The sequence below is a fragment of the Litchfieldella anticariensis FP35 = DSM 16096 genome (genome assembly GCF_000409775.1).
Taxonomy (GTDB): domain Bacteria; phylum Pseudomonadota; class Gammaproteobacteria; order Pseudomonadales; family Halomonadaceae; genus Litchfieldella; species Litchfieldella anticariensis.
Genome location: NZ_KE332388.1, coordinates 651,913 through 677,496, shown reverse-complemented (window position 1 = coordinate 677,496; position 25,584 = coordinate 651,913). Strand labels below are relative to the sequence as shown.

Annotated in this window: 26 protein-coding genes; 13 read left to right on the top strand and 13 right to left on the bottom strand. The window is 60.5% G+C overall.

The window, feature by feature from the left end; genetic code table 11:
* Nucleotides 1–141: 141 nt before the first annotated feature.
* The 6 genes from L861_RS10010 to L861_RS09985 all read right to left on the bottom strand — a co-directional run bounded on the left by L861_RS10010 (nt 142) and on the right by L861_RS09985 (nt 6,940).
* Nucleotides 142–873: an SDR family oxidoreductase gene (locus L861_RS10010; protein ID WP_016416959.1), complete on the bottom strand. Its 732-nt coding sequence runs from the start codon at nt 871–873 to the stop codon at nt 142–144.
* A gap of 9 nt (nt 874–882) precedes the next feature.
* Nucleotides 883–2,424: an FGGY-family carbohydrate kinase gene (locus L861_RS10005; protein ID WP_016416958.1), complete on the bottom strand. Its 1,542-nt coding sequence runs from the start codon at nt 2,422–2,424 to the stop codon at nt 883–885.
* Nucleotides 2,425–2,471: 47 nt separating this feature from the next.
* Nucleotides 2,472–3,452, bottom strand: a complete 981-nt coding sequence (locus L861_RS10000; protein ID WP_016416957.1) for an ABC transporter permease — start codon at nt 3,450–3,452, stop codon at nt 2,472–2,474.
* On the bottom strand, nt 3,449–4,951 hold the full coding sequence (locus L861_RS09995; protein WP_016416956.1) for a sugar ABC transporter ATP-binding protein: 1,503 nt from the start codon (nt 4,949–4,951) through the stop codon (nt 3,449–3,451). The genes L861_RS10000 and L861_RS09995 overlap by 4 nt, the downstream gene beginning before the upstream one ends.
* A gap of 58 nt (nt 4,952–5,009) precedes the next feature.
* Nucleotides 5,010–5,948, bottom strand: a complete 939-nt coding sequence (locus tag L861_RS09990) for an ABC transporter substrate-binding protein (RefSeq protein ID WP_016416955.1) — start codon at nt 5,946–5,948, stop codon at nt 5,010–5,012.
* A gap of 263 nt (nt 5,949–6,211) precedes the next feature.
* The gene (locus tag L861_RS09985; protein ID WP_016416954.1) at nt 6,212–6,940 is read right to left on the bottom strand and encodes an SDR family oxidoreductase; all 729 of its coding nucleotides are present in this window, start codon (nt 6,938–6,940) and stop codon (nt 6,212–6,214) included.
* 327 nt (nt 6,941–7,267) lie between these two features.
* On the opposite strand from L861_RS09985, the gene L861_RS09980 reads away from it, so the two are divergent.
* Nucleotides 7,268–7,609 carry a histidine triad nucleotide-binding protein gene (locus L861_RS09980; protein ID WP_016416952.1) on the top strand — a complete coding sequence of 114 codons (342 nt, stop codon included), beginning with the start codon at nt 7,268–7,270 and terminating at the stop codon, nt 7,607–7,609.
* A gap of 182 nt (nt 7,610–7,791) precedes the next feature.
* Nucleotides 7,792–8,433, top strand: coding sequence for a 2-polyprenyl-3-methyl-6-methoxy-1,4-benzoquinone monooxygenase (gene coq7, locus L861_RS09975; RefSeq protein WP_016416951.1), 642 nt, complete (start codon nt 7,792–7,794; stop codon nt 8,431–8,433).
* A gap of 89 nt (nt 8,434–8,522) precedes the next feature.
* On the opposite strand, the gene speD is transcribed toward coq7, so the two are convergent.
* The 4 genes from speD to L861_RS09955 form a co-directional block, all read right to left on the bottom strand.
* Complete coding sequence (gene speD, locus L861_RS09970) at nt 8,523–9,317, bottom strand: adenosylmethionine decarboxylase (RefSeq protein WP_016416950.1); 795 nt, start codon at nt 9,315–9,317, stop codon at nt 8,523–8,525.
* Nucleotides 9,318–9,548: 231 nt separating this feature from the next.
* The gene (locus L861_RS09965; RefSeq protein ID WP_016416949.1) at nt 9,549–9,968 is read right to left on the bottom strand and encodes an OsmC family protein; all 420 of its coding nucleotides are present in this window, start codon (nt 9,966–9,968) and stop codon (nt 9,549–9,551) included.
* 70 nt (nt 9,969–10,038) lie between these two features.
* Complete coding sequence (gene murU, locus L861_RS09960; protein ID WP_016416948.1) at nt 10,039–10,722, bottom strand: N-acetylmuramate alpha-1-phosphate uridylyltransferase MurU; 684 nt, start codon at nt 10,720–10,722, stop codon at nt 10,039–10,041.
* On the bottom strand, nt 10,719–11,771 hold the full coding sequence (locus tag L861_RS09955) for an aminoglycoside phosphotransferase family protein (protein ID WP_016416947.1): 1,053 nt from the start codon (nt 11,769–11,771) through the stop codon (nt 10,719–10,721). Before L861_RS09955 ends, murU begins: the two co-directional genes overlap by 4 nt.
* Nucleotides 11,772–11,925: 154 nt before the next feature.
* Between L861_RS09955 and L861_RS09950 the strand changes: the two genes are divergently transcribed.
* From L861_RS09950 to L861_RS09915, 8 genes are read left to right on the top strand one after another with little or no spacing between them, the layout of a single operon-like run.
* Nucleotides 11,926–14,376, top strand: a complete 2,451-nt coding sequence (locus L861_RS09950; RefSeq protein ID WP_016416946.1) for an LPS-assembly protein LptD — start codon at nt 11,926–11,928, stop codon at nt 14,374–14,376.
* Between the two features lie 58 nt (nt 14,377–14,434).
* Nucleotides 14,435–15,724 (top strand): peptidylprolyl isomerase, encoded by a 1,290-nt coding sequence (locus L861_RS09945; RefSeq protein ID WP_016416945.1) that lies wholly within the window; start codon nt 14,435–14,437, stop codon nt 15,722–15,724.
* 15 nt (nt 15,725–15,739) lie between these two features.
* The gene (gene pdxA / locus L861_RS09940) at nt 15,740–16,789 is read left to right on the top strand and encodes a 4-hydroxythreonine-4-phosphate dehydrogenase PdxA (RefSeq protein ID WP_371827875.1); all 1,050 of its coding nucleotides are present in this window, start codon (nt 15,740–15,742) and stop codon (nt 16,787–16,789) included.
* A gap of 56 nt (nt 16,790–16,845) precedes the next feature.
* On the top strand, nt 16,846–17,649 hold the full coding sequence (gene rsmA / locus L861_RS09935; RefSeq protein ID WP_027947676.1) for a 16S rRNA (adenine(1518)-N(6)/adenine(1519)-N(6))-dimethyltransferase RsmA: 804 nt from the start codon (nt 16,846–16,848) through the stop codon (nt 17,647–17,649).
* Nucleotides 17,646–18,041, top strand: a complete 396-nt coding sequence (gene apaG, locus L861_RS09930; RefSeq protein WP_016416942.1) for a Co2+/Mg2+ efflux facilitator ApaG/CorD — start codon at nt 17,646–17,648, stop codon at nt 18,039–18,041. Before rsmA ends, apaG begins: the two co-directional genes overlap by 4 nt.
* Nucleotides 18,042–18,060: 19 nt before the next feature.
* Nucleotides 18,061–18,870 (top strand): symmetrical bis(5'-nucleosyl)-tetraphosphatase, encoded by an 810-nt coding sequence (locus L861_RS09925; RefSeq protein ID WP_016416941.1) that lies wholly within the window; start codon nt 18,061–18,063, stop codon nt 18,868–18,870.
* 47 nt (nt 18,871–18,917) lie between these two features.
* Entirely contained in the window at nt 18,918–19,247 is a 330-nt protein-coding gene (glpE, locus tag L861_RS09920) for a thiosulfate sulfurtransferase GlpE (protein ID WP_016416940.1), read from the top strand.
* 6 nt (nt 19,248–19,253) lie between these two features.
* Nucleotides 19,254–20,396 carry a tRNA nucleotidyltransferase/poly(A) polymerase-related protein gene (locus L861_RS09915; RefSeq protein WP_016416939.1) on the top strand — a complete coding sequence of 381 codons (1,143 nt, stop codon included), beginning with the start codon at nt 19,254–19,256 and terminating at the stop codon, nt 20,394–20,396.
* 11 nt (nt 20,397–20,407) lie between these two features.
* Here the strand turns inward: L861_RS09915 and folK are convergent, their stop codons facing one another.
* The gene (gene folK / locus L861_RS09910; RefSeq protein WP_027947675.1) at nt 20,408–20,926 is read right to left on the bottom strand and encodes a 2-amino-4-hydroxy-6-hydroxymethyldihydropteridine diphosphokinase; all 519 of its coding nucleotides are present in this window, start codon (nt 20,924–20,926) and stop codon (nt 20,408–20,410) included.
* Nucleotides 20,926–21,279, bottom strand: a complete 354-nt coding sequence (gene folB / locus L861_RS09905; RefSeq protein ID WP_016416937.1) for a dihydroneopterin aldolase — start codon at nt 21,277–21,279, stop codon at nt 20,926–20,928. The genes folK and folB overlap by 1 nt, the downstream gene beginning before the upstream one ends.
* A gap of 169 nt (nt 21,280–21,448) precedes the next feature.
* Here folB and plsY point away from each other — a divergent pair, with 169 nt between their 5' ends.
* Nucleotides 21,449–22,087 (top strand): glycerol-3-phosphate 1-O-acyltransferase PlsY, encoded by a 639-nt coding sequence (gene plsY / locus L861_RS09900; protein WP_016416936.1) that lies wholly within the window; start codon nt 21,449–21,451, stop codon nt 22,085–22,087.
* On the opposite strand, the gene tsaD is transcribed toward plsY, so the two are convergent.
* Nucleotides 22,084–23,115 (bottom strand): tRNA (adenosine(37)-N6)-threonylcarbamoyltransferase complex transferase subunit TsaD, encoded by a 1,032-nt coding sequence (gene tsaD, locus L861_RS09895; protein ID WP_016416935.1) that lies wholly within the window; start codon nt 23,113–23,115, stop codon nt 22,084–22,086. The genes plsY and tsaD overlap by 4 nt on opposite strands.
* A gap of 270 nt (nt 23,116–23,385) precedes the next feature.
* Here tsaD and rpsU point away from each other — a divergent pair, with 270 nt between their 5' ends.
* Both rpsU and dnaG read left to right on the top strand, forming a co-directional pair.
* Nucleotides 23,386–23,601, top strand: coding sequence for a 30S ribosomal protein S21 (gene rpsU, locus L861_RS09890; protein ID WP_016416934.1), 216 nt, complete (start codon nt 23,386–23,388; stop codon nt 23,599–23,601).
* 136 nt (nt 23,602–23,737) lie between these two features.
* A complete protein-coding gene (dnaG, locus tag L861_RS09885; RefSeq protein ID WP_016416933.1) occupies nt 23,738–25,555 on the top strand; it encodes a DNA primase in 1,818 nt (605 codons plus the stop codon).
* The last annotated feature ends 29 nt before the right edge of the window (nt 25,556–25,584 follow it).

The following is a 25,584-nucleotide window of genomic DNA, read 5'->3' as shown; positions in this document are numbered from 1 at the left end:
TTGTCGCCCTCGCTCAGGGCGTGGGAGCGGCTGGCCTCGCCGAGGATGCGCCCTGCATCGACATCGACCACCACCACCTTGGTGCTCTGGGTACCGCAGTCCACACCGATGTACATGTCAGGCTCCTTGTAGAATGCGAGACTAGTGTGACGTGAAACCTCCGTCGATCGGCAGGCAGGCGCCGCTGATCATCGACGCGGCCGGGCTCAGCAGGAAGGCCACCGGCAGGGCGACTTCCCTAGGGGTGGCGAAGCGACCCAGCGGGATGGCGGCCAGCATCGGCTCGCGCTTGGCGGGATCCGCCCAGGCACGCTCGGCCATGGGGGTCAGGGTCACTGTCGGATTGACGCTGTTGACGCGGATGCCCTTGGGGCCAAGCTCGAGGCACAGTACGCGGGTCATGGCATCCATGGCCGCCTTGGACGCGCAATAGCCGAGGTGGCCTGGCAGGGCGGCCATGGCCGCCTGACTGGAGACGTTGACGATACTGCCCTGGCGGCTGTGCTCGATCATGTGGCGTGCTGCTTCCCGCGCTACCACGGCACTGGCGGTGACGTTGGTGGTCATGATCCGCTCGAGGTCTTCCGCCTTGACGTCCAGGACGTCGTCAAGGATCGAGATGCCGGCACAGTTGACCAGGCCATCGAGGACGGGTATCCCGGCGAAGGCCTCGGTGACCGCGGCCTCATCGGTGATGTCGACGGCCAGGGTACGTGCCCCCAGTTCTCGCTTGAGTTCGGCGAGCTTGCCCCGGTTGCGACCGAACAGCACCAGTTCGGCGCCGAACTCGGCGAGGGACCGTGCAATGTCGAGTCCGATGCCGCTGGTCGCCCCCGTGACGAGGATGCATTGATTCTGGAGTTCGAAATTCATGATGTGATGTCACTTGCTCCGTGTGTCGTTTGCATTGAGTCGATGCATGATCGGCTTCAACGTCGGATAGAGCCGGCAATACAGCGTGAACAGTTCGTCGTAACGACCCGCTGCCGCCTCGGATGGCTCGGCGCGCTCGATCAGGGTGCCATGCCGCAGGGGGGGGGCCAGGTCGAGCAAGCCGGTGGCCTGCCCGGCCAGCAGGGCGGCTCCCAAGGCCGCCTCCACGTTCTCGCGGAAGGTGTAGACCGGCATGCGGGTTACGTCGGCGATGATCTGCATCCACAGGTCCGACCGGGTGGCGCCGCCGACCACGATCAGGCGGGAGTCGAGGGCCACCCCCAGTCGGATGCCCGCCTCCATGTTGTGTCGCAGGGCGAAAGTCACGCCTTCCAGTACGGCACGATACAGGTGGTGGCGGCGGTGATAGAGACTGAGGCCGATGAAGCCGGCGCTGGCCTGGGCGTCCCATACCGGGCTGCGCTCTCCCATCAGGTAGGGCAGGAAGAGCAGGCCATCGGCGCCAGGGGGAAGCTCACGGGCGGGCAGTTCGAGCTGGTCGTAGGCGCTGCCATGCTCCCCAGCAGTGGCCTGGTCCTTGCCGCAGAAGGTATCGACGAACCAGCTGACCGAGGCTCCGGCGGTCAGGGCGCCGCCAAAGGTATAGAGGTCCCGTTCGCTGTTCAGTACATGCGGCATGCTGATCAGCCCCTGGCTGGAATCGACGCGCTGATTGATCACCCCCCAACACATGCTGGTGCCGATCATGGCGACATGATTGCCGGGTCGGGTCGCCCCCGCCGCCAGCGTGGCCATCGCCGCATCGACACCACCGGCGACCACGGGGATATCGGCGCACAGGCCCAGTGAATCGGCCAGCGACGGCAGCAGGCCGCCGACAGAGGTTCCCGAGTCCACCAGTCGGGTCGGCAGCTTGTCCCGATCGAGTCCCAGGGCGTCGAGCATTTCCGTCGACCAGTCGCGTTCCTCCAGGTCGTAGATGCCGCCGGTGTTGCCGGCCGAACTGTGGTCGATGGCAATCTCGCCACTCAGGCGATAGTTGATGTAGCTGTTGGGCGGTAGCAGGTAGCGGGTCCGCTCCCAGATTTCCGGGCGCTCGGCCTTGAGCCACATCATCTTGGTGAAGCCGTAGTAGCTGTCTACCCCGTTGCCGGTGATGTCTCCCAGTTGGGCCAGATCGATATGCTCTTTCACCCACTGGACCTGGGCTTCGGCCCGGCGATCCATCCAGATCAGGCAGGGATGCAGAGGCCGAATCTCGGCGTCGACCGGGATGCCCGAGCCACCGTAGAGACTGCTGACACACAGCCCCTTGACGCCCCTGGGGTCGACGCCGGGGGCTGACAGGCAGGCTCGGAGGCAGGTGAGCACGGCTTCCCACCATATGTCCGGCCACTGCTCGGCCCAGAGTGGGCGAGGGGTGTCGACGCGGTAGCCATGGCTATGCTCGGCCAGGATCCGGCCCTGGTGATCGATCACCAGGGCCTTGGCGCTCTGGGTCCCGATATCGATACCGATGACGGTGTCCATGATGGTTCCCCCTTACGGCTTGAAGATGATCTTGATCGGGTCGGTTGTCAGGGCGTGCGCTTGCGGCTGATGTAGATCGCCAGCAGGATGATGAGACCCTTGATGACATTCTGGAGGTAGGGCGAGACACCCATCAGGTTCAGGCCGTTGTTGAGCACACCGAGCAACAGGGCGCCGACGAGGGTGCCGAGGATCATGCCGCGGCCGCCGGTGATGGCGGCGCCCCCTAGGACCACGGCGGCGATGGCGTCGAGTTCGAAGCCGACCCCGGCGTTGGGCTGGCCGCTCATCAGGCGCGAGGTCAGGATCAGTCCGGCGATGGCCGCGGTGGTGCCGCTCAGGGTGTAGACGAGCAGCTTGTAGCGCGAGACGCGTATGCCGGACAGTCGGGTGGCCTCCTCGTTGCCGCCGATGGCATACAGGTAGCGACCGGTGGCGGTGTGGCTGAGCAGCACATAGCCGATGGCATAGACGCCGATCATGATCAGGATGGGCATCTCGATGCCGGCCAGGCTGCCGCGACCGAAGAAGGCGAACTCCTGGGGCAGTCCGGAAATCGGGTAGCCGCCGGTATAGATCAGCCCGAGCCCGCGGGCAATGCCCATGGTCGCCAGTGTGACGATGATCGGCGGCATGCCGGCGAAGGCGACGAAGACGCCATTGAATGCGCCGAAGGCGGCCCCCACCAGCAGCCCGAGCACGATGGCCAGCACCGGAGGAACGCCGGCGACCATCAGGCCGGCCATGACCGTCCCCGACAGGGCCATCACCGGCCCGACCGAGAGATCGATACCGCCGGTGAGGATGGCCAGGCTCATCCCCGCGGCGATGATCGCGATGATCGACGCCTGGCGAGCCAGGTTGACCATGTTGCTCGAGGTCAGGAAGTTGTCATTGATCACCGCCATGGCGATGAAGACGACGATGAAGCCGATCAGCGGGTAGAAGACTGGGGTGCGGCGCCAGCGGGCCAGTCGCAGGCTGAGTGACTGACGGGTGGTACCGGGAGTAGAGGCGAGCTGGCTCATGAGCTGAGTCCTCCCGTGGCATGATGCATGATGGATTGTGAGTTGAGGTCTTCGCCTTGGAGTTCGGCAGCGATCCGGCCGTGGTAGAAGACCGCGGCGCGATCGCACAGGCCAAGCACTTCGGGCAGTTCCGAGGAGATCATGATGATCGACACCCCCTGAGCGGTGAGCTCCTTCATCAGTGCATAGATCTCCGACTTTGCGCCGACATCGATGCCGCGGGTGGGCTCATCGAAGATCAGCACCTTGCACTGGTGCCCCAGCCAGCGGGCGATGACCACCTTCTGCTGGTTGCCGCCACTGAGGTCGCCTACCGGGGTTTCGGGACTGGGCGCCTTGACGCGTACCGACGCCATTAGCTCGGCGGCGGTGCGGGACTCCTGGCCGCGTCGGATCAGCGGCAGCGCTCCCTGGAATTGCGTCAGGTTGTTCAAGGAGATGTTGTCGCGACACGAGAATGGCAGGATCAGCCCCTGGGTCTTGCGGCTTTCCGGAAGCAGGCCGATCCCCAGCTTCAGGGCGGTGGCGGGGTGACGAAGCTTGACCGGCTTCCCCTCCATGCTGACCTTGGCATGAGCGGGACGCGTCGCGCCGATCAGCCCCATGGCCAGTTCCGTGCGACCAGACCCCACCAGACCGGCGAAGCCGAGGATCTCGCCACGGTGGAGCTTCAGCGAGTGCTCGGGGCCATTGGTGTCGAGGCGAAGGGCCTCGATGTCCAGCACCACATCGTGGTAGTCGGCATCGCAACGGTGTTCAGGGAAGATATTCTCGACGCGTCGGCCGACCATCTTCTCGATCAGGTCGTCGGGGGTGGTCGACACGATGTCGCAGTCGTCGACCTTCTCGCCATCGCGCATCACGGTGACGCGATCGCAGATGGTGAAGATCTCCTCCATGTGGTGGGAGATGAACACCATGCCGACCTGTTGCTCGCGCAATTCTCGCATGATGGTGAACAGGTGGTCGGCTTCGCTGGGCGTCAGGGTCGCGGTCGGCTCGTCGAGGACCAGGATGCGGGCATCCAGTGACAGTGCCTTGGCGATCTCGATGAACTGTTGATCGGCGACGCTCAGTTCGGCGATGGGACAGTCCATGGGAATCGAGACCTTGAGGCGGTCGAACAGGCGTTGTGCCTCGCGGATCATGCCGGGCCGGTCTCGCAGCCCGAGCCGGTTGCGCAGTTCTCGGCCCAGGAAGATGTTATCCACGGCATCCAGGTCCGGAATCAGGCTGAATTCCTGGAAGATGATGCCGACCCCGGCGTTGAGGGCGTCCTGATAGCCGTGGAAGTCGCACGTCTTGCCATCGATGATGATGTCCCCCTCGTCCTGGCGGTAGATGCCGCAGAGGATCTTCATCAGGGTCGACTTGCCGGCCCCGTTCTCGCCGAGCAGGGCATGCACCTCGCCGGCGTGGACATCGAGTGACACATCCTGCAGGGCCTTGACCCCGGGAAACGACTTCGAGATGTGTCTCAGGGAAAGTAATGGAGTCATGGGGATACCCTCGTGTGCCGCCTTGGGCGGCACACGTTGTCAGCGTCTGCGGTAGGGGTTACCAGCTGAAGTCGGCGGCCTTTTCGCGGTCGATCAGCTCCACGTCGATGGGGATTTCCGCGGGAGCGGTGCTGGCGCCCCAGTGCTTGGCCAGACCCAGGCCGAGCCCCAGGCGCACCATGTCGCGGGGATACTGGGCCGAGGTGGCGATGAACGGCGAATCGGCCTTTTGGATCTCGGCAACGGCCTCGGGATGACCGTCGACGCTGACCAGCTTGATGTCCTTGCTGCTGGAGTTGATGGCGATCAGGGCACCCAATGAGCCGATGTCGTTGACGCTGAACAGGCCGTCGAGATCGGGGTGGGCCTGGATGATGTTCTCGGTCACCGTCATGGCGTGGGTACGCTCCTGGCGGCCGTTCTGCTTGTCGACCACCTCGATGCCGGGGTATTCGTCGAGCGCGGCGGTGCAGCCATCGATGCGCTGCAGGATCGGCACGACCGGAATGCCGTCCAACAAAGCCACCTGACCTTCACCGTCGAGTTGCTGGGCCAGGTAGTCGCACGCCTTGTAGCCGGCGTCGTAGTTCTTGGAGCCCACGAACCCGTCCACCGGGCCGTTGGCCTGGGCATCGATCGCGACCGTGGTGACGCCGGCTTCCTTGGCGGCCAGCACCGCCGTCTCGACACCTACTGAGTCGGCGGGGTTGAGCAACAGGATGTCGATACCCCGCTGGATCATGTCTTCGACATCGCTGACCTGCTTGGCGACGTCATGGCGGGCATCGGTGGTGATCACCTCGGCCCCCAGGCTGTCGGCGGCGCTCTCGAGCGCCTCCTGCATGGTCACGAAGTACTCGTTGTTGAGCTCCTGGAAGGACATGCCGATTGTCAGGGTGTGGTCATCTGCCACCGCTGTGCCCGTGGCTAGGGCAGTGCCGCAGGCGGTGACGAGAGCGGTCTTGCGGACGTGTGCTGTGATTTCGCTGATATTCATGGTTGGCTCCAGGCTTGTTCTTGTCACGTTGTAAGGGGGCTGACACTGGTTTTATGTTAACGTCAACATTTAGAAGGCTAGAAGGCTCTGTCTGGCGGGTCAACGGGCCTTCGACCAATGTCTAGCTCCTTCAGTATTCCTTGTCAGTCGACGGCTGGCGGATCCACCGGATCTGTACGTTCAGAATCTTCGGAAACTTATAGTTTCGGATGATCGCCGAATCGCAAGAGTCATCCTTGCCGTTACGGTGTCGGATGTCCTTCTTACATATCGAAATTGCTGGGCAGGACCACCATGTCGCGAATGGTCACATTGCGGGGGCGGGTCAGCATGTACATGATGGCATCGGCCACCTCGGTCGGTTCGATAATGCTGCCGGATTCCTTCGCCTTGCACAGATTTTCTTCCGGCCAGTCGGCGAGCAATGCACTGTTGACCGGGCCGGGAGAGACCGAAGCAACTCGGATGCCGTGTTTCAGAACCTGGCGGCGCACGGTCTGCACGAAACTGGTCATGGCCCACTTGGATGATGCGTAAACCGGCTCCCAGGGGACGGGAAAATGCCCGGCCACCGAGCTCGTCACCATGATGTCCCCCGTGCCACGCTCAATCATGTGTGGCAGGACATTATGGACGTTCTTCATTACAACACTGACGTTCAGGCTCACCATCCGATCGATCGCGTCCGGGTCGGCATCGAGCAGGTCGCCACCGATATAGCTACCGGCATTGGCGTGGAAGATATCGAGTTGGCCTGCCTTCTCCAGGACCTGGGACAGCAGAGTCGCACAGTCCTTCGGGTCGAGCAGATCGATGACCAGGGGAGTCGCGGCATCACCGAGCTCCTCGCAGATCGCCATCAGAGCGGCTTCATCGCGGTCGATCAGTACCACACGGGCGCCTGACGCGATCATCGCCTTGACACTGGCCAGCCCGATACCCGATGCCGCGCCGGTAACGGCTGCCACCTTGCCAATCAATTCATTCGCCATCTAGTTCTCTCCTTTATCGCCAAGTATCCCGAAGTGAGAGGTACCTTCGCTATCCACCGATTCGGTGGTGATCACTTCGGCCTGAAACATGTGCTTGAGGCGTGTGTGAAGTGAGACGTTGCTGACGCGATTAAATGTTAACGTCAACATTTGTGGAGATTAGATATCCTTCAAAGTTAAATCAACGGAGTTTAGACCAATGTCTAGTGGGGGAGGAGAGGCCTGATCGGGCCCCACTGGTGGTTATATGGACTGACAACCGTGCCGAGCAGGAGTAACCTCGTGCTCTGACGACATCATTCAGCCCCATTCTGATCGGAGTGCGTCATGGATTGCCTGTTCTGCAAGATCATCAACCGCGAAATTCCTTCTGACATCGTCTATGAAGACGAGGATGTTCTAGCGTTCAACGACATCAATCCTCAGGCACCGACCCATGTGCTGCTCATTCCCAAACGACATGTCGCCACCCTGAATGATCTCAAGGAAGACGATCTGGCGCTGGTGGGCCGGATGACGTTCTCGGCGGCCAAGCTGGCCAACGAGTACGGCTTTGCCGAGGACGGCTATCGTGTGGTGATGAACTGCAATGAAAAAGGAGGTCAGTCGGTCTATCATATACATATGCACCTGATGGGCGGTCGACGCTTCACATGGCCGGCTGGGTAGCTGGCGCCGTCCGACCCGAACGAGGCGCGGCGATTCAAGCGAACGACGCATCGGTGCATCTTGATTTTTCACGAGGCCCCACCTGCGGGGCCTCGTGCATTCCGTACCTTTCCGATCAATGACCTTACGCGTTGCGGTAGGGTTGGGATAGACTGAAGGCATTGAATCAAAGGGAATCCATCATGACGCGTCAGCTTTCACGCGCCGACCGCCTGATCCATCAATTCGACACCGTGCTGCGTACTCTGGTACCTCATGCCGCACAGCCAGAAAGGCCGTCGCCAGCGGGTAACATCGCCGATGAGCCAATGACAGAAGCCGAGCGTGAGCATGCCGTAGGGTTGATGCGTATCAATCATACGGGCGAAGTGTGTGCCCAAGCGCTCTATCAAGGGCAGGGATTGACGGCCAAGCTACCTGACACGCGTGAGCAGATGGAGCGGGCGGCTCAGGAGGAAATCGATCACCTCGCTTGGTGCGATACGCGCCTGCAGGAATTGCACGGTCATACCAGCCTATTGAACCCGGTATTCTATGCCGCATCCTTTGGCTTGGGCGCCGTGGCTGGCGCGGTGGGTGATCGGGTCAGTCTGGGCTTCGTTGCCGCCACTGAGGAACAGGTCGGCAGACACCTTGACGACCACCTTCACCAATTGCCCACCAGCGACCGTCGTTCGCGAGCGGTACTCGAGCAAATGCGCGAGGACGAAGCCCATCACGAGCGCTGGGCGCTGGAGGCTGGTGGTGCACGTTTTCCGTTGCCGGTGAAGCTGGGTATGCGCTTGATGTCCAAAGTCATGACCAAGAGCGTTTACAAGCTGTAAGCCATCAGAAAAAACACCCCGACGAAGGCTCGTCGGGGTGTTTTCATGATGCCGCCAAATCATTGTTTCGCTTACAGCTTTGCGAAGCGTCAATCGAGATTTCGCGAATAGAAGATCTCGAGCATTTCCTTGCGCAGGCGATCTTCGATATCACGAGCTTCCTCGAACGTGAGGTCGCGGCTCGAAGTGCCAAACAGATAGTTGTTGAGCTCGAAATCCTTGAGCAACATTTTGGTGTGAAACATGTTTTCCTGATAGACGTTGACATCGACCATCTGATAGGCGTTCTTGGTGTCCTCAGCCAGATAGTCCTGGATCGAGGTGATGTCGTGGTCGATGAACAGCTTCTTGCCGTCGACGTCACGCGTGAAACCCCGAACCCGGTAGTCCATGGTGACGATATCGGAATCGAAGCTATGGATCAGGTAGTTCAGCGCCTTCAGCGGGCTGATCATGCCGCAGGTCGAGACGTCGATGTCCAGGCGGAAGGTGCTGATGCCGTTATCCGGGTGAGACTCCGGATAGCTGTGTACCGTTACATGACTCTTGTCGAGGTGGCCGACCACGGTTTCCGGCAGTGGGCCCGGCCCTGGTTCGGTCTGCTCGGGATCGGCTTCATCCAACTCGTGCTCGGCGATGAGGATGGTCACACTGGCACCGTGGGGTTCATAGTCCTGACGAGCAATATTGAGAACGTGGGCGCCAATGATATTGGTCACATCCTTCAATATCTGCGTCAAGCGCTCGGCGTTGTACAGTTCATCGATATAGTCGATGTACGCCTTACGCTGCTCCTCTGTTTTGGCATAGCAGATATCGTAGATGTTGAAGCTCAGCGAGCTGGTCAGGTTGTTGAACCCATGGAGTCGGAGATTATCGGTCACTTCCGAACCTCCCTGATGGTAGTTGAGTGCTACCCGACGAGCCTGCGCCGGAACCCACTTGGAAAACGATGACCCATGGCGCTGAGGGATGTTTCGATGTTTCAGCCAGTGACATGAATCGGCGTTTTCGTTGGCGAACGAAAGGCGCGTATTATGCACATCCTAGGCGAGTGGCGCACCCGCCAGAGGCGATTTTTTTTATTACGGCCGCGGCCGCTCACCTCCCTTCATTCAGTCCTCGACAATAGTATAGGAATGTGACACCTCGACACCGCCTCTCGCGAGCATGATCGAGGCGCTGCAATATTTCTCTGCGGAGAGTTCCACGGCACGCTTGACCTGGGCTTCCTTGAGCCCCTTGCCACTGACCGTAAAGTGTACGTGGATCTTGGTGAACACACTGGGCGTCTCGTCGGCACGCTCGGCCTCGAGGCTCGCCACACAGTCACTGATCGGGGCACGTGACTTCTCGAGGATCTGCAGCACGTCGAAGGCGGTGCAAGCCCCCATCCCCATCAGCATCATTTCCATGGGTCTTGGACCGGTGTTGCGTCCGCCGTGTTCGGGGGGGCCATCGATGACCACACTATGGCCGCTCCCGGATTCGGCGACGAACTGACGACCATCGGTCCATTTGATGCTGGCTTTCATGGGCAAGGTTTCCTTGACGAGATGGGTGACATTCAGTGTGGGTGCAGCATAGCACCGTGTAGCGTCGAGCTCAGCCACGCAATGGGGGAGTACCGCCTTTCAACCAGGTATCGAGCTGGCGTAAACGCTCCGGGGTACCGACATCGATCCAGTGGCCGCGATGATGGTGACCTCCTACACGGCCGGCGATCATGGCATCGCATAATAACGGTGCCAGCGCGAAAGCCCCTGGCATCTGGCCGGCAACCAGTGCCGGATCAAGCAGACTGAGGCCGGCAAAGGTCAGGCGGGGCGTACCGACTGTTTGGACACGGCCGCCATCATCGAGATGGAAATCGCCTTCAGGATGATGAGCGGGATTATCGACCAGCCACAAGTGAGCCAGATCGTTGTTGAGAGTTGGAAGATCGCTCAGATCGGCATCGCACCAGATGTCGCCGTTGATCAACAGGAAGGGGGCTTCGCCTAGTAGCGGTAGGGCGTGGCGGATACCGCCACCGGTTTCCAATGGCGACGCCTCACGGCTCCAGGCGATGGAGACCCCATGTTGGTGGCCATCCTCCAGTGCGTCGATGATCTGCTCGGCGCGATAGCTGACATTGATCACCACCTCGTGGATACCGGCCTTGGACAGGCGCTCCAGGTGGTGCACGATCAGTGGCTTGCCGGCCACCGGCAGTAGCGGTTTGGGGCAGTGGTCTGTCAGGGGGCGCATGCGTGTGCCGAGACCGGCGGCCAGAATCATCGCTTTCATGACGTCCCTCCCCCGATGATGCCTCGGAAGCGTAGCTCGGCATCCAGTGCTGGTGCGAAGGAATCAGCGAGCCAGACACGGAAATTGTCGCAGACAGGCCACGGGGACAGGCTGTCCTGCAAGTGAGCGAGGAAGTGTGGCAAGCGTGCCAGGTAGCCGGTCTTGTGGTCACGCAGTGTCAGGCGACAGAAAATACCCAACACCTTGAGCGAGCGTTGGGCGGCCATGGCATCGGCCAGGCGACGAAATGTTGCGGTGTCGATATCGTCACCCAAACGACTGTCGGCGATGGCGCGCTGGCGAAAGGCTTCGACCCAGATGGCATATCGGGAAGCGGAAAAGCGGCAATAGCGGCCGCGCAGCAGCGAGATCAGGTCGTAGGTCAGAGGGCCGGCCACGGCGTCCTGGAAATCGATCAGATGCAAGGTATCGTCATGGACCATCAGATTCATGGCATCGAAGTCACGATGCACAGCGACGCGAGGCTGGCTCAGGGCGCTATCGATCAGGTGTTGGCGCAGCTCATGCCAGCTGTTGGGTGGCGCAATACCCAATAGTCGCTCCAGGCACCACTCGGGGAACAGGTCAAGTTCACGTCCCAGCAGGGCAGCGTCGTAAGCGGGCAGCGCCACGGTCGATGCTTGCGTCTGCAGGCGATCGAGCAACGCAATGGCGCGCTCGTGCCAGGTTAGTGTCGTGGGATCGTCGGCATCGACAAAGTGCTGTTGAAGCGCGGTATCGCCGAGGTCTTCGAGCTCCACGAAGCCGGCTTCCTGATCCGCGATATACAGGCGTGGCACCGGCAGCCCCGCTTGTTGCCAATCCTGGGCGATGGTCACGAAGCGCTGCGTGTTATTACCTTCCTGCAGCGGTGGTGCGTCCATGATCATTCGTGTACTGCCATTGGGCAGGAGCAGACGAAAATAGCGGCGGAAGCTGGCATCGCCGGCGGCCAGGTGCAGCAAGACGTCGGACGGCGCCAGGTTATGGCGCTGGGCGATCCAGTGGCGCATCCGGTCGAAACGCTCGGTTGTGGCGGCCTGTGGCATCCTCGGTCCTTGGTTGATTGGGTTGGTTGACGGACTGGCGAAGGCGCCGCATGCTGGCCCTTGCTTGTCACGCCCAAGGCGGGGCAAAGCGGGGAAGACGTGCAACGCGCGGCCTGTATAATACCGATTCCACTCGCCAAGGACACCGAGGAAGATGGGCAAGCGACGCTACTGGACTGTACTGACCGGCATGATAAGTGGCATCGGTCTGTCGATCGGCTCTGTTCAGGCTGCACCTCCTGAGCCCTTGCCCGCCGACATGCTGGATTGGCAAGCGTGGGGCGATGATGCTCCCGTCGATGCCGTGTGCCGAGGCCGTTATGTGATGCCCGAATATCGGCTGGCACCAGGCGATGTTCCTTCTCAGGTACGATCGTCGTCCGATACTGCCAGCTATGGCGAGAGTGGTGAAACCATCCTGCGTGGCGAAGTCATCTTGCGCCGGGGCGATAGTCAACTCGAAGCTCCTCGGGTGCGTGTCAATGCCGCACGTGATCGTGCCTTTGCTTCAGGCCCGTTGGCGTTACGCGATCAGGGTCTTCTGGTACGTGGTGACGATGCCGAGGTGTCGCTCGACAGTGATGCTGCCCAGGTGGATACAGCCCACTATGTGGTTCATGACCAGCGCTTGCGAGGAGATGCTCAACGCCTGCAGCGTCTTGAGGACGGTCGCTATCGCTTGACTGAAGCGAGTTTCACTACCTGTGAACCAGGCAGCGATCTGTGGCGGCTGGTCAGCAACGATATCGTCCTCGATCGCGAGAGTGGTTTCGGCACGGCTCGCCATGCACGGCTGGAAGCCGGCAATGTGCCGGTTTTCTATTGGCCTTGGGTGCGTTTTCCCATCGATGATCGTCGTCACACCGGCTTTCTGTGGCCAGCGATAGGATTTTCCGGCGACTCGTTCGATTACGCCCAGCCGTTTTACCTCAACTTGGCGCCCAACTACGATGCCACCATCACACCTCGTTGGATTGCCAATCATGGCCTGATGTTGGGCGGGGAGTTTCGTTACCTGTTCCCCAGCGATGCCGGCCAGTTCGAGGGGGCCTTCCTATCCAGCGACAAGGGCGGCAACAACGACGACCCCAATTCGAGTTCACAGCGATACGAGGGAGAGGACCGCTGGTATATCGACTATCTCCATACTGGCCGTTTTTCGCCACGTCTGCGCTATGACCTGCGCTATGGCGCAGCCAGCGATGGGAGCTACTTCGACGATTTTGGGCGAAGCTTCAGCGAGCGCGATACCAATAGCTTGTCGCGCCTGGCACGGCTCGACTATCGCGGCAGTTTGTGGAATTTGGAAGCGCGCGCGCAGGGCTACCAGAAGCTGGAGGATCCCCTCCTTGACAGCGATAAACCGTTCTACCGGTTGCCGAGTCTGACTGCCAATGCCACCTGGCGTCAGGACAGTGGCTTCTATCAGCAGTGGCGTTCCAACGCCACCTACTTTTGGCGCGACGTCAACGAGAACAACGTGCCGTTGCGCGAAGCGCCCATCGGTACCCGCACGCATTTGTCACCAGCCTTCGGTTGGCGCGCCGAGCCAAGCTGGGGGTTCCTCGAGCCTCGTATCGAGATGCTGCACACCGCCTACTCGCTTGACTATGGTCAACGCCAGACCGACCGCGCCACGGGTCTTACCCGCACGGTACCTGTGTCAACTATCGATGGCGGCCTGATCTTCGAGCGTGAGCTCGATGTTGGCGGGGAAGGGTATCGTCAGACCCTGGAGCCCAGGCTCAATTATGCTTATGTGCCGGCTCGCGATCAGAGCGAGTTCCCCGACTTCGACAGCGACGAGCGATCGTTTTCCTGGAGTCGGCTGTGGTCGCCCTACCGTTTCTCTGGCTCGGATCGGGTCGGTGATCTCAATCGGCTCTCCTATGGGGTCAGCACGCGCTTTCTCGAAGATGACAGTGGACGCCAGCGCGTCTCGCTGGGGGTAGGGCAGGCGGTATATTTCGACGATCGCACGATCGATATGGCCGGGGATCCCGATACGCTGCCCCCAGAGGACGATAGCACTCCTGAACGTTTCTATCGGTTCTACAACGCCACCCGCAGTCGCTCGCCGGTCGTGACACAGCTCGATTGGCAGATCAGCGAGCGCTGGGGAACCCGTTATGAATGGTTGTATGACGACAACCTCGGGCGGACTGAGCGAAGCGCCGTCAGGGTGGGCTATCGCGATCCGCGCGGTCATGTGTTGAACCTTGGCTATCGCTGGGAGCTCCAAGGATTCGATCCATCCGGCGACGCCGAGGATCGGCTGGGCTACAACCGCGAGGACTACGATGTTTCCTTTGCCTACCGCATCGACCCGCGCGTGGACATGATTGGCCGCTATCTCTACGACAACACCAACGGACGTTCTCTGGAGCAGCTTGCAGGTGTGCAATGGAACGACTGTTGCTATGGTGTGCAACTCGTGTGGCGAGAGTGGATCGAGGACAATGACACCGCCAATACCATTGAAGACGATTTCACCGACCGGGGAATCTTCCTGCGTTTCATCTTCAAAGGTCTTGGTGGTGTAGGCCAGGAAGCCGACAGTTATTTCGAAGAGGCCATTCCCGGATATCGTGCCACGGCCTTCTGATATACCCCCGCTAAGGCGGGGGCGATGAACAACCGATATGAATGTGAATGAGGAATCTATGCGCAGTCGACTAATCGCCCCTCTGGGCTTGGCGCTCGTCCTGGCGGTGACGCCCATGATGTCGCTGGCTCAGACTATCCAGCCGCTGGACCGTATCGTGGCGGTGGTCAATGATGGGGCCATCATGGCCAGTGAGTTGGAGGCACGGGTCGAACAGACGCAGAATCAACTGGCGGGGCGTGGTATCAACCAACCATCGAATCAAGCCCTGCGCAGCCAGGTGCTGGATCGCATGATCGTCGAAGAGATCCAGCTGCAGATGGCCAGGGAAGCCAATCTCAGTGTCGACGATACCGAACTTAATCGTACCGTGCGTGGCATCGCCGAGAGCAATGGCATGACCCTCGAGGAGTTTGCCGATGCCTTGGAAGCCGATGGCTTGACATTGGCCGGAGTGCGCGAGCAGGTGCGTCGAGAATTGCTCATGCGACAGCTGCAGCAACGCCGTGTCGCCAGCCGTGTCAACATCACCGATCGTGAGGTCGACCGTTACTTGGAACAGCAAGGGGCCAACGAGGATAGGCGTTATCGCCTGGGACATATCTTGGTGGCATTGCCTCAATCGCCAAGCGAAGAGCAGGTGAATGCGGCCCAGAACAAGGTGCAGCGACTCTCTCGCGAGCTTGCCAATGGTGCCGATTTCGCACAACTGGCCGCCAGCGAGTCCGATGGTGGCCAGGCATCGAATGGTGGCGATCTAGGATGGCGAAGTGGCGATCAACTTCCCAGTATCTTTGCCGATGTAGTGCCGCATCTCGATGTCGGTGAAGTCAGCGAGCCGCTGCGCAGCTCCAGTGGCTTCCACTTGGTCAAGCTCACTGATCGTGAAGGCGGAACACAACAGGCAGTGATCCGGGAACAACGTGCGCGACATATCTTGATCGAGACCAATCCCAATCGCGATGAGCAGCAAGCCGAGGCACTCGCCAGTCAGATCCGCCAGCGCTTGCTCAATGGCGAGAATTTTGCCGCTCTGGCTCAGGAATTCAGCGATGACAGCGGCAGTGCCCTCAATGGAGGAGAGTTGGGATGGGTTAGTCCAGGCCAGACGGTTCCTTCCTTCGAGGAGGCAATGAACGCCCTCGAAGTGGGTGAAATCTCTCAGCCGGTGCGCTCGCGCTTCGGCTACCACATCATTGTCGTCGATGAGCGTCGCCAGCGGGATGTGACCCGCGAGGCGCAGCGCCGTCAGGTTCAGGATACCTTGTTCCAACGGAAGGTGAACGATGAACTGGAAGCCTGGTTACAGGAGATCCGTGCTGATGCCTTCGTCGAGAAGCGTCTCTGAGATTATGCAGGTTCGATGATGTCTTCCTCGCTCACTCGGCCGGTGGTGGCCCTGACCACTGGTGAGCCAGCGGGCATTGGTCCCGAGCTGGCATTGATGCTGGCAGCCACTGAAAAACGGCTGCCAGCCATGTTGGTGGCGGTCGGCGATCCGCAGATGCTGGCTGAGCGTGCGGAACTGCTGGGGCTTGATATCAAGATCGAGGTGACGGCCTCCGGAAGTCGGCTTCCGCAGCCACGATTGGGAGTGTTGCCGGTGTGGCCGGTGGCTTTACGTGTCCCGTCGCATCCCGGCGTGCTCGAGCCGGCCAACGGTGCCTATGTGGTGGAAACCCTCGATGTGGCGATTGCTGCCTGCCGTGATGGCCATGCCGGTGCCATGGTCACCGCACCGGTGCACAAGGGCGCGATCATCGACGGTGGCCATACCGGCTTTACTGGGCATACCGAATATCTGCGCGACACCTGCAGTGTCGATGAGGTGGTGATGATGCTGGCCACCGATGCAGCGCTACATGGAAGGGTGGCTGGGCAGCCTCGCTGTGCACTGAGGGTGGCTCTGGCCACCACGCATCTGCCACTGCGCGAGGTTGCCGATGCCATCACCGAGACGCGTCTTGAGCGTGTTCTGCGTATTCTCGATGGTGACCTACGTCGCCATTTCGGTATCGACGCTCCACGTATCGTCGTCTGTGGATTGAATCCCCATGCTGGCGAAGGTGGCCATTTGGGCCGGGAAGAACTCGAGATCATCACACCGACATTGGCGCGCTTGCGTGACCAAGGTTTCGATCTCGAAGGGCCATTGCCGGCAGATACCTTGTTCACTCCCCGTCATCTTGAGGGCGCCGATGCGGTGCTGGCCATGTATCATGATCAGGGCCTGCCGGTATTGAAATATGCCGGCTTCGGGCGTGGTGCCAATATCACCCTCGGGTTGCCGATCGTACGCACCTCGGTGGATCATGGAACAGCGTTGGATCTGGCTGGCCAGGGTGTTGCCGACCCGGGCAGTTTACGCGTTGCTGTGAGGCTCGCTGCCGAGATGGCGCAGCGAAGCGGCTGAACTCCTCGTTTTCACCATTTCGATCGTTAGTTACCGAAAAAGGACCCTCTGAGCGCATGTCTTCTCGCCCTCCGATGCACCGGGCTCGCAAACGCTTCGGTCAAAACTTTTTGCGCGATCCTGGGATCATCTCGCGCATCGTGCGCGCTATCGGTCCGCGTTCTGGAGAACGTCTGGTGGAAATTGGCCCTGGTCAGGGGGCGTTGACCGAGCCCTTGCTCGAGGCCACGGGACATTTGGAGGTCATCGAGCTCGACCGGGACCTGATTCCGGGGTTGCGAGTGCAGTTCTTCAACTATCCCGGTTTCGTCATTCACGAGGGCGATGCACTCAAAGTCGATTTCGTCGCACTCAGAGGGGAGGGACCTCCGTTACGCGTGGTGGGAAATCTGCCCTACAACATATCCACGCCGCTGATCGTTCACCTGCTGGATGCCGGAGGAGCCATCGCCGACATGCACTTCATGTTGCAGAAGGAAGTGGTCGAACGGCTCGCGGCCAGTGCCGGTGGCAGCGACTGGGGGAGGCTATCGGTCATGGCTCAGTATTACTGTCGAGTCGAATCGCTGTTCGTGGTGCCTCCCGAGGCTTTCGTGCCTCGGCCCAAGGTCGACTCGGCCATCGTGCGCTTGACGCCGCATGCCGAGTTGCCACACCCGGCCAGTGACGAAGTCCTGTTGTTCGATGTCGTGCGCCAGGCATTTTCCCAGCGCCGCAAGACGCTGCGCAACAACCTCAAGGGACGCATCGATGCCACTGCCCTGGAAGCATTGGATATCGATTCCGGGCGTCGTCCCCAAACGCTGACGGTGGAGGAGTTCGTGCGGATTGCCAACCATTTGACGGGAGGCGAATCATGACGGACTCCTCCGACAATCTTTCCGCGGCCATTCACGTACATGTGGTGCCAGCCTTCCGTGAAGAGGAATCTTCGCCAGCCGACCAGCGTTACGTGTTCAGTTATACCATTACCGTGCACAACCACTCGGCACATAGCGTGCAGCTTCTGGCGCGTTACTGGAAGATTACCCAAGGGAGTGGCAAGGTTCAGGAGGTGCGGGGCAAAGGCGTGGTCGGCAAACAGCCACTGATCGGCCCTGGACAGACCTTCCGTTACACCAGTCGGGCGGTGCTCGAATGCCCGGTGGGCGTCATGGAAGGGGCCTATACCTGTATCGATGCCCGTTCTCAGCAGACCTTCGAGGTCGGAATTTCGCCATTTCGCCTGGCAGGGCCCAATCAGGTGCACTGACGTCACGAAGAGGAGCAGCATGACGACTTACGCGATCGGAGACTTGCAAGGCTGCCACGCCGAGTTCATGGCGCTGTTGGAGCGCCTGACGTTCGATCCCGATCAAGACCGACTGTGGCTGGTTGGTGACCTGGTCAACCGCGGTCCAGACTCGTTGGCCTGTCTACGTGAAGTGATGGCGCTGGATAAGGCCGTGCAGGTCGTACTGGGCAATCACGATCTACATCTGCTGGCGGTGGCTCGTGGTAGTGCCACACTCAAACGCAAGGATACCTTGGAGACGATTCTCCAGGCACCAGACCGTGAAATACTGCTCGACTGGTTGCAATCCCGGCCGTTGCTGTTGGCTGAGGAGGGTAGGGTGATGACCCATGCCGGGCTTTTACCGCACTGGTCCTTGCCTCAGGCAATCGAACTGGCTCGAGAAGTGGAGCAACGCTTGGCAAGCGATGCCAGCGGTGCTTTTCTCGAGCAGATGTATGGCAATGAACCGGCGCACTGGCGTGATGATCTCGATGGTATCGAACGGCTTCGGTTCATCGTCAACGCTTTTACGCGCATGCGCTTCATCGATGCGCAAGGGCATTTGGACTTTACCGCCAAGGAGGGGCTGGAATCAGCGCCACCTGGGTTTGCTCCTTGGTTTACTTTCCCGCGTCGTGATGACCCGCTGATTATCTTTGGTCACTGGGCCGCCTTGGGAGGACGCACAGTAGGCAGCCAAGTGCGTGCCGAGGCGCTGGATACCGGTTGCGTCTGGGGCGGTAGCCTGACAGCTCTGAATCTGGCGACTGGTGAGCGTATGAACGAGTCCCGTCATCCTCGATAATCCCTGCCCCTTCGCTATGCTTGTTTGGCGACTCAGGAGAACGTGCCATGAGCCAGAATGCCTTTGACCATCTCGATCCCGCTACGTTAGCCCAGTGGCTGGATGCCGAGGAACCGCTGACCTTGGTGGACATTCGTGATCCCATGAGTTTCGCTCAAGGGCACATTCCCGGCAGTCGCCATCTGGACAATGCCAGCGTCGGTGCATTGCTCGACGAGACGCCCTGCGAGCGCCCCATGGTCGTGGTTTGCTATCACGGTAACTCCAGCCAACAGGCGGCGGCGTGGCTGGCCGGCCAGGGATATGACCGGGTCTATAGTCTGGATGGAGGGTTCACCGACTGGGTGGCCCAGCATCCGACTCGTGTGGAGACGTAAGTCACCATGAGTCGGAACGACCCTCGCCTTGCCGGGCTGGAGGTCTATCGCGTGGGCGGAGCAGTGCGCGATGCTCGGTTGGGGTGGCCGGTCTATGACAACGACTGGGTGGTGGTCGGCGCAACGCCCGACAACATGCGCGAACGTGGCTTCAAGCCGGTGGGGCGCGACTTCCCGGTATTTCTCCATCCCGAAACCCATGAGGAATATGCGCTGGCGCGTACCGAGCGCAAACAGGGGCATGGCTATACCGGTTTTCAAGTATATGCTAGCCCCGACGTGACGCTGGAAGACGATTTGGCACGGCGCGATCTGACCATCAATGCCATGGCCGAGGACCGGTCAGGGTGTCTCATCGATCCCTACGGTGGCGCACGGGATCTGGAGGGACGCGTACTGCGCCACGTATCGCCGGCGTTCGCCGAGGATCCGCTACGGGTACTGCGAACGGCTCGTTTCCTGGCTCGCTATCATGGTTTGGGATTTGCCATTGCCGAGGAAACCCGCGCCTTGATGTGCCAACTCGTCGAAAGTGGCGAAATGGCCCATTTGGTGGCCGAGCGGGTCTGGAATGAAACCGAGAAGGCCTTGGGTGAGCCGAATCCCGAAGCTTATTTCCGGGCCTTGAGTGATTGTGGGGCTCTGGCCGCCCTGATGCCGGAATTGGCGCGAGACAGCGGAACCCTCGAGGCAGCATTGGCGCGTCTGCATCGCTTGCCCGAGGAGGATGGGCAGTGGTTGCGTTGGCGATGGGCCAGATTATGCGAGCACCTTAGCGATGACGAGCGTTGCCTCTTGAGTGAACGACTACGCTTGCCGCGTGCTTATCGAGAGCTGGCCCATCAGGCGGCACTGACCCGCCGGCTATGGTTGAATGCCCCCGTTCCACCGGATGGCGCTCGAGTCATGGCTTGGCTTGATGGAATCGATGCTTGGCGACGCGCTGAACGGGTAGCGCCGCAAGTGGCGCTGGTCAGTCTCGAAAACCCAGGGTTGGCCACCGACCTGGCCTTGGCCTGGCGGTTGGCGGCGCAGATTCTGCCGCAAGCGCTGCTCGACCAGGGGTTCAAGGGCAAGGCCGTGGGGGAAGAGTTGCGTCGTCGTCGTCGCGAAGCGATCGATGACGCTCTGGATGCCAGCCATCTGTAGATGGAGGCGTATCACGCCGCTCGTGAAATGACGCGACCTTGCCACACGAAGTCCACTGGCCACAGTGCCTGGCTGTCACGGGGGAAGCTTGCCCATAAGTCGGCATAGGGTATGCCACTGAGTGGGTGGGGGGTATCGGGGAGCAATTCCGCCAAGGGTTGCAGAACGAAGGCGTGGCGTGTGATCTCGTCACGGGGCAGTTGGACCCCGTCGACCAAGCCGGTCAATTCGCCCGCCGTCAGTAGGTCGATATCCAGAGTGCGCGGGCTGAATTTGGGGCTATTGGGGCGCCGGCCATTGGCATATTCCAATTGCTTGCACCAGGCCTGAAGTTCTCCTACCGAGAGCTGGCTATCGAATACCGCCACCAGGTTGTAGAAGTTGCGTCCGTCCTCGAATCCCACCGGTTCGCTCTCGAAGACCCGAGATATCCACAGTTCGCCAAAACTGGCCTGCAGTGCGTCCAGGCATGTCCGGACATGCTGTTCGCGGTCGATGTTGCTGCCGATGCTGACTACTACGCGTGTCATCAGCATTCACCTCGTTCGATGCAAACGCCCACCGCGGCAGCGGTAGGTACGGCCCCGGGTTTGCGTACCGTCAAGCGTAGCCATGGGATGGCGAACTCCTCGCGCAACATCGCTGCCAGCCGCTCGGCGAAGGTTTCCACCAGGCTGAAAGCATGCTCGTTGGTGAAGCTGCCGATTCGTTTACTGATGGCAGCGTAGTCCAATGTCAGCGTCAGGTCGTCATCGCGTGCCGCTGGGCGGATGTCGGTGGCCATCTCTAGGTCCAAGACCAAGCGTTGTTGTATATGCCGCTCCCATTCATAGACCCCGATGACGGTGTCCACGGCCAGTGATTCGATCAGCACGCGGTCCATGTCCGCCTCCTTCTGTCGTCTATCTGGAATGCAAGCTGCCGATTGTACGGCACCTGGCACGTGTGCGATAGGAAGGCGCGGGTGGGATGCGTTGGACGTGCAGCTATCGCAATGACATCTCGCCTGGCAGAATCATATCGTCTAGCCATGAGCCGTCGAGAGCGTTGCCATGCCCTCTTTGCCACTGTTGCCCACGACCTTTGCCTTGCTGCTGGCGGGCTACCTCAGTGGTTCGTGGCTTGGGGCGCTGACCGTGTGCCGCATGGCCGGCGTACGTGACCCGCGCTTTGCTGGGTCGTGCAATCCTGGTTTCTCCAATGTATTGCGCCTGCATGGCAAGCGCCTGGCATTGGCGACGCTGTTGCTGGATGCGTTGAAGGGTGTGCCGGTGCTGTTGCTGGCCAAAGGGGTGGGCCTGCCACCTTGGGCGCAAGGTGTGGTTGGGCTGGGAGTGTTGCTGGGGCACAGCTACCCCATATGGCATCGTCTACGAGGTGGTAAAGCGGTAGCCAGCGCCTTCGGGGTGCTACTGGTACTCACGCCCTGGGTGGCGCTGTGCTGCGCCGCTTGCTGGGTATTGCTGGCTTGGCGGGTAAGAACCGCCGCTATTGCATCGTTGGCCAGTGCCACTCTAGCACCACTGCTAAGTCTGTGGCTGGCACCGGAATACGTACTGGTGATCGTCACCTTTGCCTTGCTGGTGTTGGCGCGCCATGTGTGGAATATCCGCCGCCTGGGCGGCGGTGACGAACTTCGGTTGGGCGCGCGGGAGTCTTCGCAACATGGGCAGGAAGATATGAAGCGTTAGGCTGCTGGAGGCATGAGTTCCGCCAATGGCCAGCGCGGTACAGCCTTCATGGCGCTGTCATCGCGTTCGCCGGCCAGCAGGCGTTGGGCACCCACATAAGCGATCATGGCGCCGTTGTCGGTGCAGAAACGACTGCGTGGGTAGAAGGCTCGAGCGCCACGCTTCGCGGTCTCTTCCTCCAGGCGTTTGCGCAGGCGTACGTTGGCACTGACGCCACCGGCTACCACTAGCCGCTTGAGGCCGGTCTGGTCCAAGGCTCGTCGGCACTTGATCACCAAGGTGTCAACCACTGCATCCTCGAAAGCACGGGCGATATCTGCACGCCCTTGGTCATCGAGTTCACCGGTCTCACGTAGTGTATTGGCGGTGATCAGGGTGTGGGTCTTGAGGCCTGAGAAACTGAAATCCAGCCCCGGACGATCGGTCATCGGGCGCGGAAAGCGAAAGCGCGTGGGGTCACCGAGTTCGGCAAGGCGTGCCACGGCGGGGCCACCGGGATAGTCGAGCTCGAGCATCTTGGCGGCCTTGTCGAAGGCTTCACCAGCGGCGTCGTCTACCGATTCGCCGAGCAGGCGATATTGGCCCAGCCCCTGAACCTCCACTAATTGGGTATGGCCACCGGAGACCAGCAGAGCAATGAAAGGGAAGGCGGGAGGCTCCTCCTCGAGCATCGGTGCCAGCAAATGCCCTTCCATATGGTGTACGCCAAGTACCGGAATATTCAGGGCTCGGGCCATTCCGTGTGCGGTGGCGGCGCCGACCATCAGAGCGCCAACCAACCCCGGGCCGGCGGTATAGGCAATGCCGTCGATATCGTCACGGCCAAGTCCAGCGCTGGCCAATGTCTCCTGGATCAGTGGTAGCAGCTTGCGGGTATGATCGCGGGATGCTAGTTCCGGAACCACACCGCCGTATTCGGCGTGCATGGCGATCTGACTGTAGAGGGTATCGGCCAGCAGGCCGGCCTGCGTATCATAGAGGGCGACGCCGGTCTCGTCACATGATGTCTCGATGCCCAATACGCGCATGAAGAATATTCCTGAAGAATGATCGATACTGTACTCATTCTACGCGTTTTCACATGGCGTGGGCAGGTCGTCATTTGCAAACAGCCGCAACCATGACTAAAATACTGTCCGCTGTAAGACTGGGTCGTGCATCCAGGGACTGTGTCCGTCTTTGCTTTACTTTCGCTTCGCGGTTTGTCACGTGCGAGCGTCGTGGCAAGCCGACGTTAAGGCCCATAGGGTGTGCGTTCAAACCGAACTCATGATTTCTTCAAGGTAGGTGAGTGCTTAATGCCTTCTGTCAAAGTACGTGATAACGAGCCGTTCGACGTAGCTCTGCGTCGCTTCAAGCGTTCCTGTGAAAAAGCCGGTGTTCTCTCCGAAGTGCGTCGTCGTGAGCACTACGAGAAGCCGACTGCGGAGCGCAAGCGCAAGGCAGCGGCGGCCGTCAAGCGTCACGCCAAGAAGCTGCAGCGTGAGCGCAAGCGTTTCGAACGGCTGTACTGATCCGTACTAGGGGCGGCTCATGTCATGACCGGGCCGTCTCGAGAGGGACGCCAAGCGGCCGCCTGATGGTGGCCGCTTGTGTTTTCGTCCTTGCTTGCCACGCTTTCCCTTCGTCACTCAGGACAGTTTGCCGCCTATGGCCGGTCAGATCCCGCAACGTTTCATTGATGATCTGCTCGCCCGGGTTGATGTGGTCGAGGTAGTGGGGGAGCGCGTCACGCTCAAGAAGAGTGGGCGCAACTATTCAGGGTTGTGCCCCTTTCATCAGGAAAAGACACCCTCGTTCACTGTTAGTCAGGACAAGCAGTTCTACCACTGCTTTGGCTGCGGAGCCCACGGTAATGCATTGCGTTTCCTGATGGAATACGACAACTTGCGCTTCCCCGAGGCAGTGGAGCAGTTGGCTGTCCGCCAAGGGATGGAGGTGCCGCGAGAGGGTGCTGACGACCCTCGGGCCCAGGCCCGGGAACGCAAGCGCAAGGAAGGGGTCAACTTGTTGGAACTGGCAGCGAGCTTTTTTCGCGAACGCCTGAGGATGGCAGAGGCCGATTCGGCACGTGCCTACCTGGAGCGGCGTGGGCTCACTGCCGAGGTGCTGGCGGATTTCGGTATTGGTTATGCGCCACACGACTGGGAGGCGCTGAAGCGCCACTTGAGCGAGCACGGCATTCCTGAAGCAGTGCAGGTCGAATATGGCTTGCTGGTCCATCGTGAAGATAGCGGCCGTACCTATGACCGCTTCCGTGACCGGGTGATGTTTCCGATTCGCGACTTCAAGGGCCGTACCATTGCATTCGGTGGGCGGGTGCTCGGCGATGCCAAGCCCAAATACTTGAACTCTCCGGAATCTCCGGTATTTCACAAGGGGCGCGAGCTGTATGGCCTGTTCGAAGCGCGTCAGGCCAACCGTCACCTCGAGCGGGTATTGATCGTCGAAGGTTACATGGATGTGGTGGCATTGGCACAGTTCGGTATTCGCAATGCTGTGGCCACTCTTGGAACCTCGACCAGCGAGGAGCATCTCAGTCGATTGTTCCGCCTGGTCGGCGAGGTGGTGTTTTGCTTCGACGGTGACCGTGCTGGACGTCAAGCGGCTAGCCGAGCGCTTGAGATCGTGCTGCCACTGATGATTGATGGCCGGCAGGCACGCTTCCTGTTTCTTCCTGAAGGGGAGGATCCGGATAGCTTGGTCCGGCGTGAGGGGGCTGATGCCTTCGCCGATCGCATCACATGCGCCAGCCCGTTGTCGGAGTTTCTGTTCGAGCAGGCTGCCGTGGGGCGCGATCTGGCCCGGATAGAGGACCGTGAGCGTTTTGCCAGTCAGGTGTTGAGCGCATTGCAGCGCTTGCCGGAAGGGGTGCTCAAGTCAATGTTGCTGGGCGAGTTGGCCAAGCGCAGTGGCGTCGAGCAGGCGCGTTTCGAGTCCTTGCTGGCTCCTGTCGTACCGACCCGCGAGGTCGACGTTGACGACGAGGTTTACGAGCCCTATGAAGCGTCAGCGAAGCCGGTGGGGCGTGCTGACAAGCGGCCTGCAGCGCTGGGGCTGACAGGGCGCACTCTGCAGCTATTGGTGCATGAGCCGCGCCTGGTTGAGCGGTTGCCGGAGACATTGGACTGGTGTCCCACGGAGGATCCCGATGGGGCGCTTTGCGTGGAAGTCATCCAATTGTTGCGGGCGGGAGGCTATCGCAGCCCCCAGGTGCTGCTGGCGCACTTTCATGGTCGTGTGGAGGGGCAGCGACTCGCCGAGTTGGTGCGTCATGAGTTGCTGATTCCGCGCGAGGCCCGCGCTACCGAGTTGGAGGGATTGGTCGAGTATTTTCTCCAGCAACGGTCACGGCGCACGCCGCAGAGCGAAATCGACTCGCTGCTTGCCAGGGAAAGAAGCGGAGAGCGACTGTCGAGGGAAGAACGACAACGGCTCATGGAGTTGCTGACGGCACTTAGCCGTTGAGCTGAGGCGTGAGGAAGCGCCGCAACGAA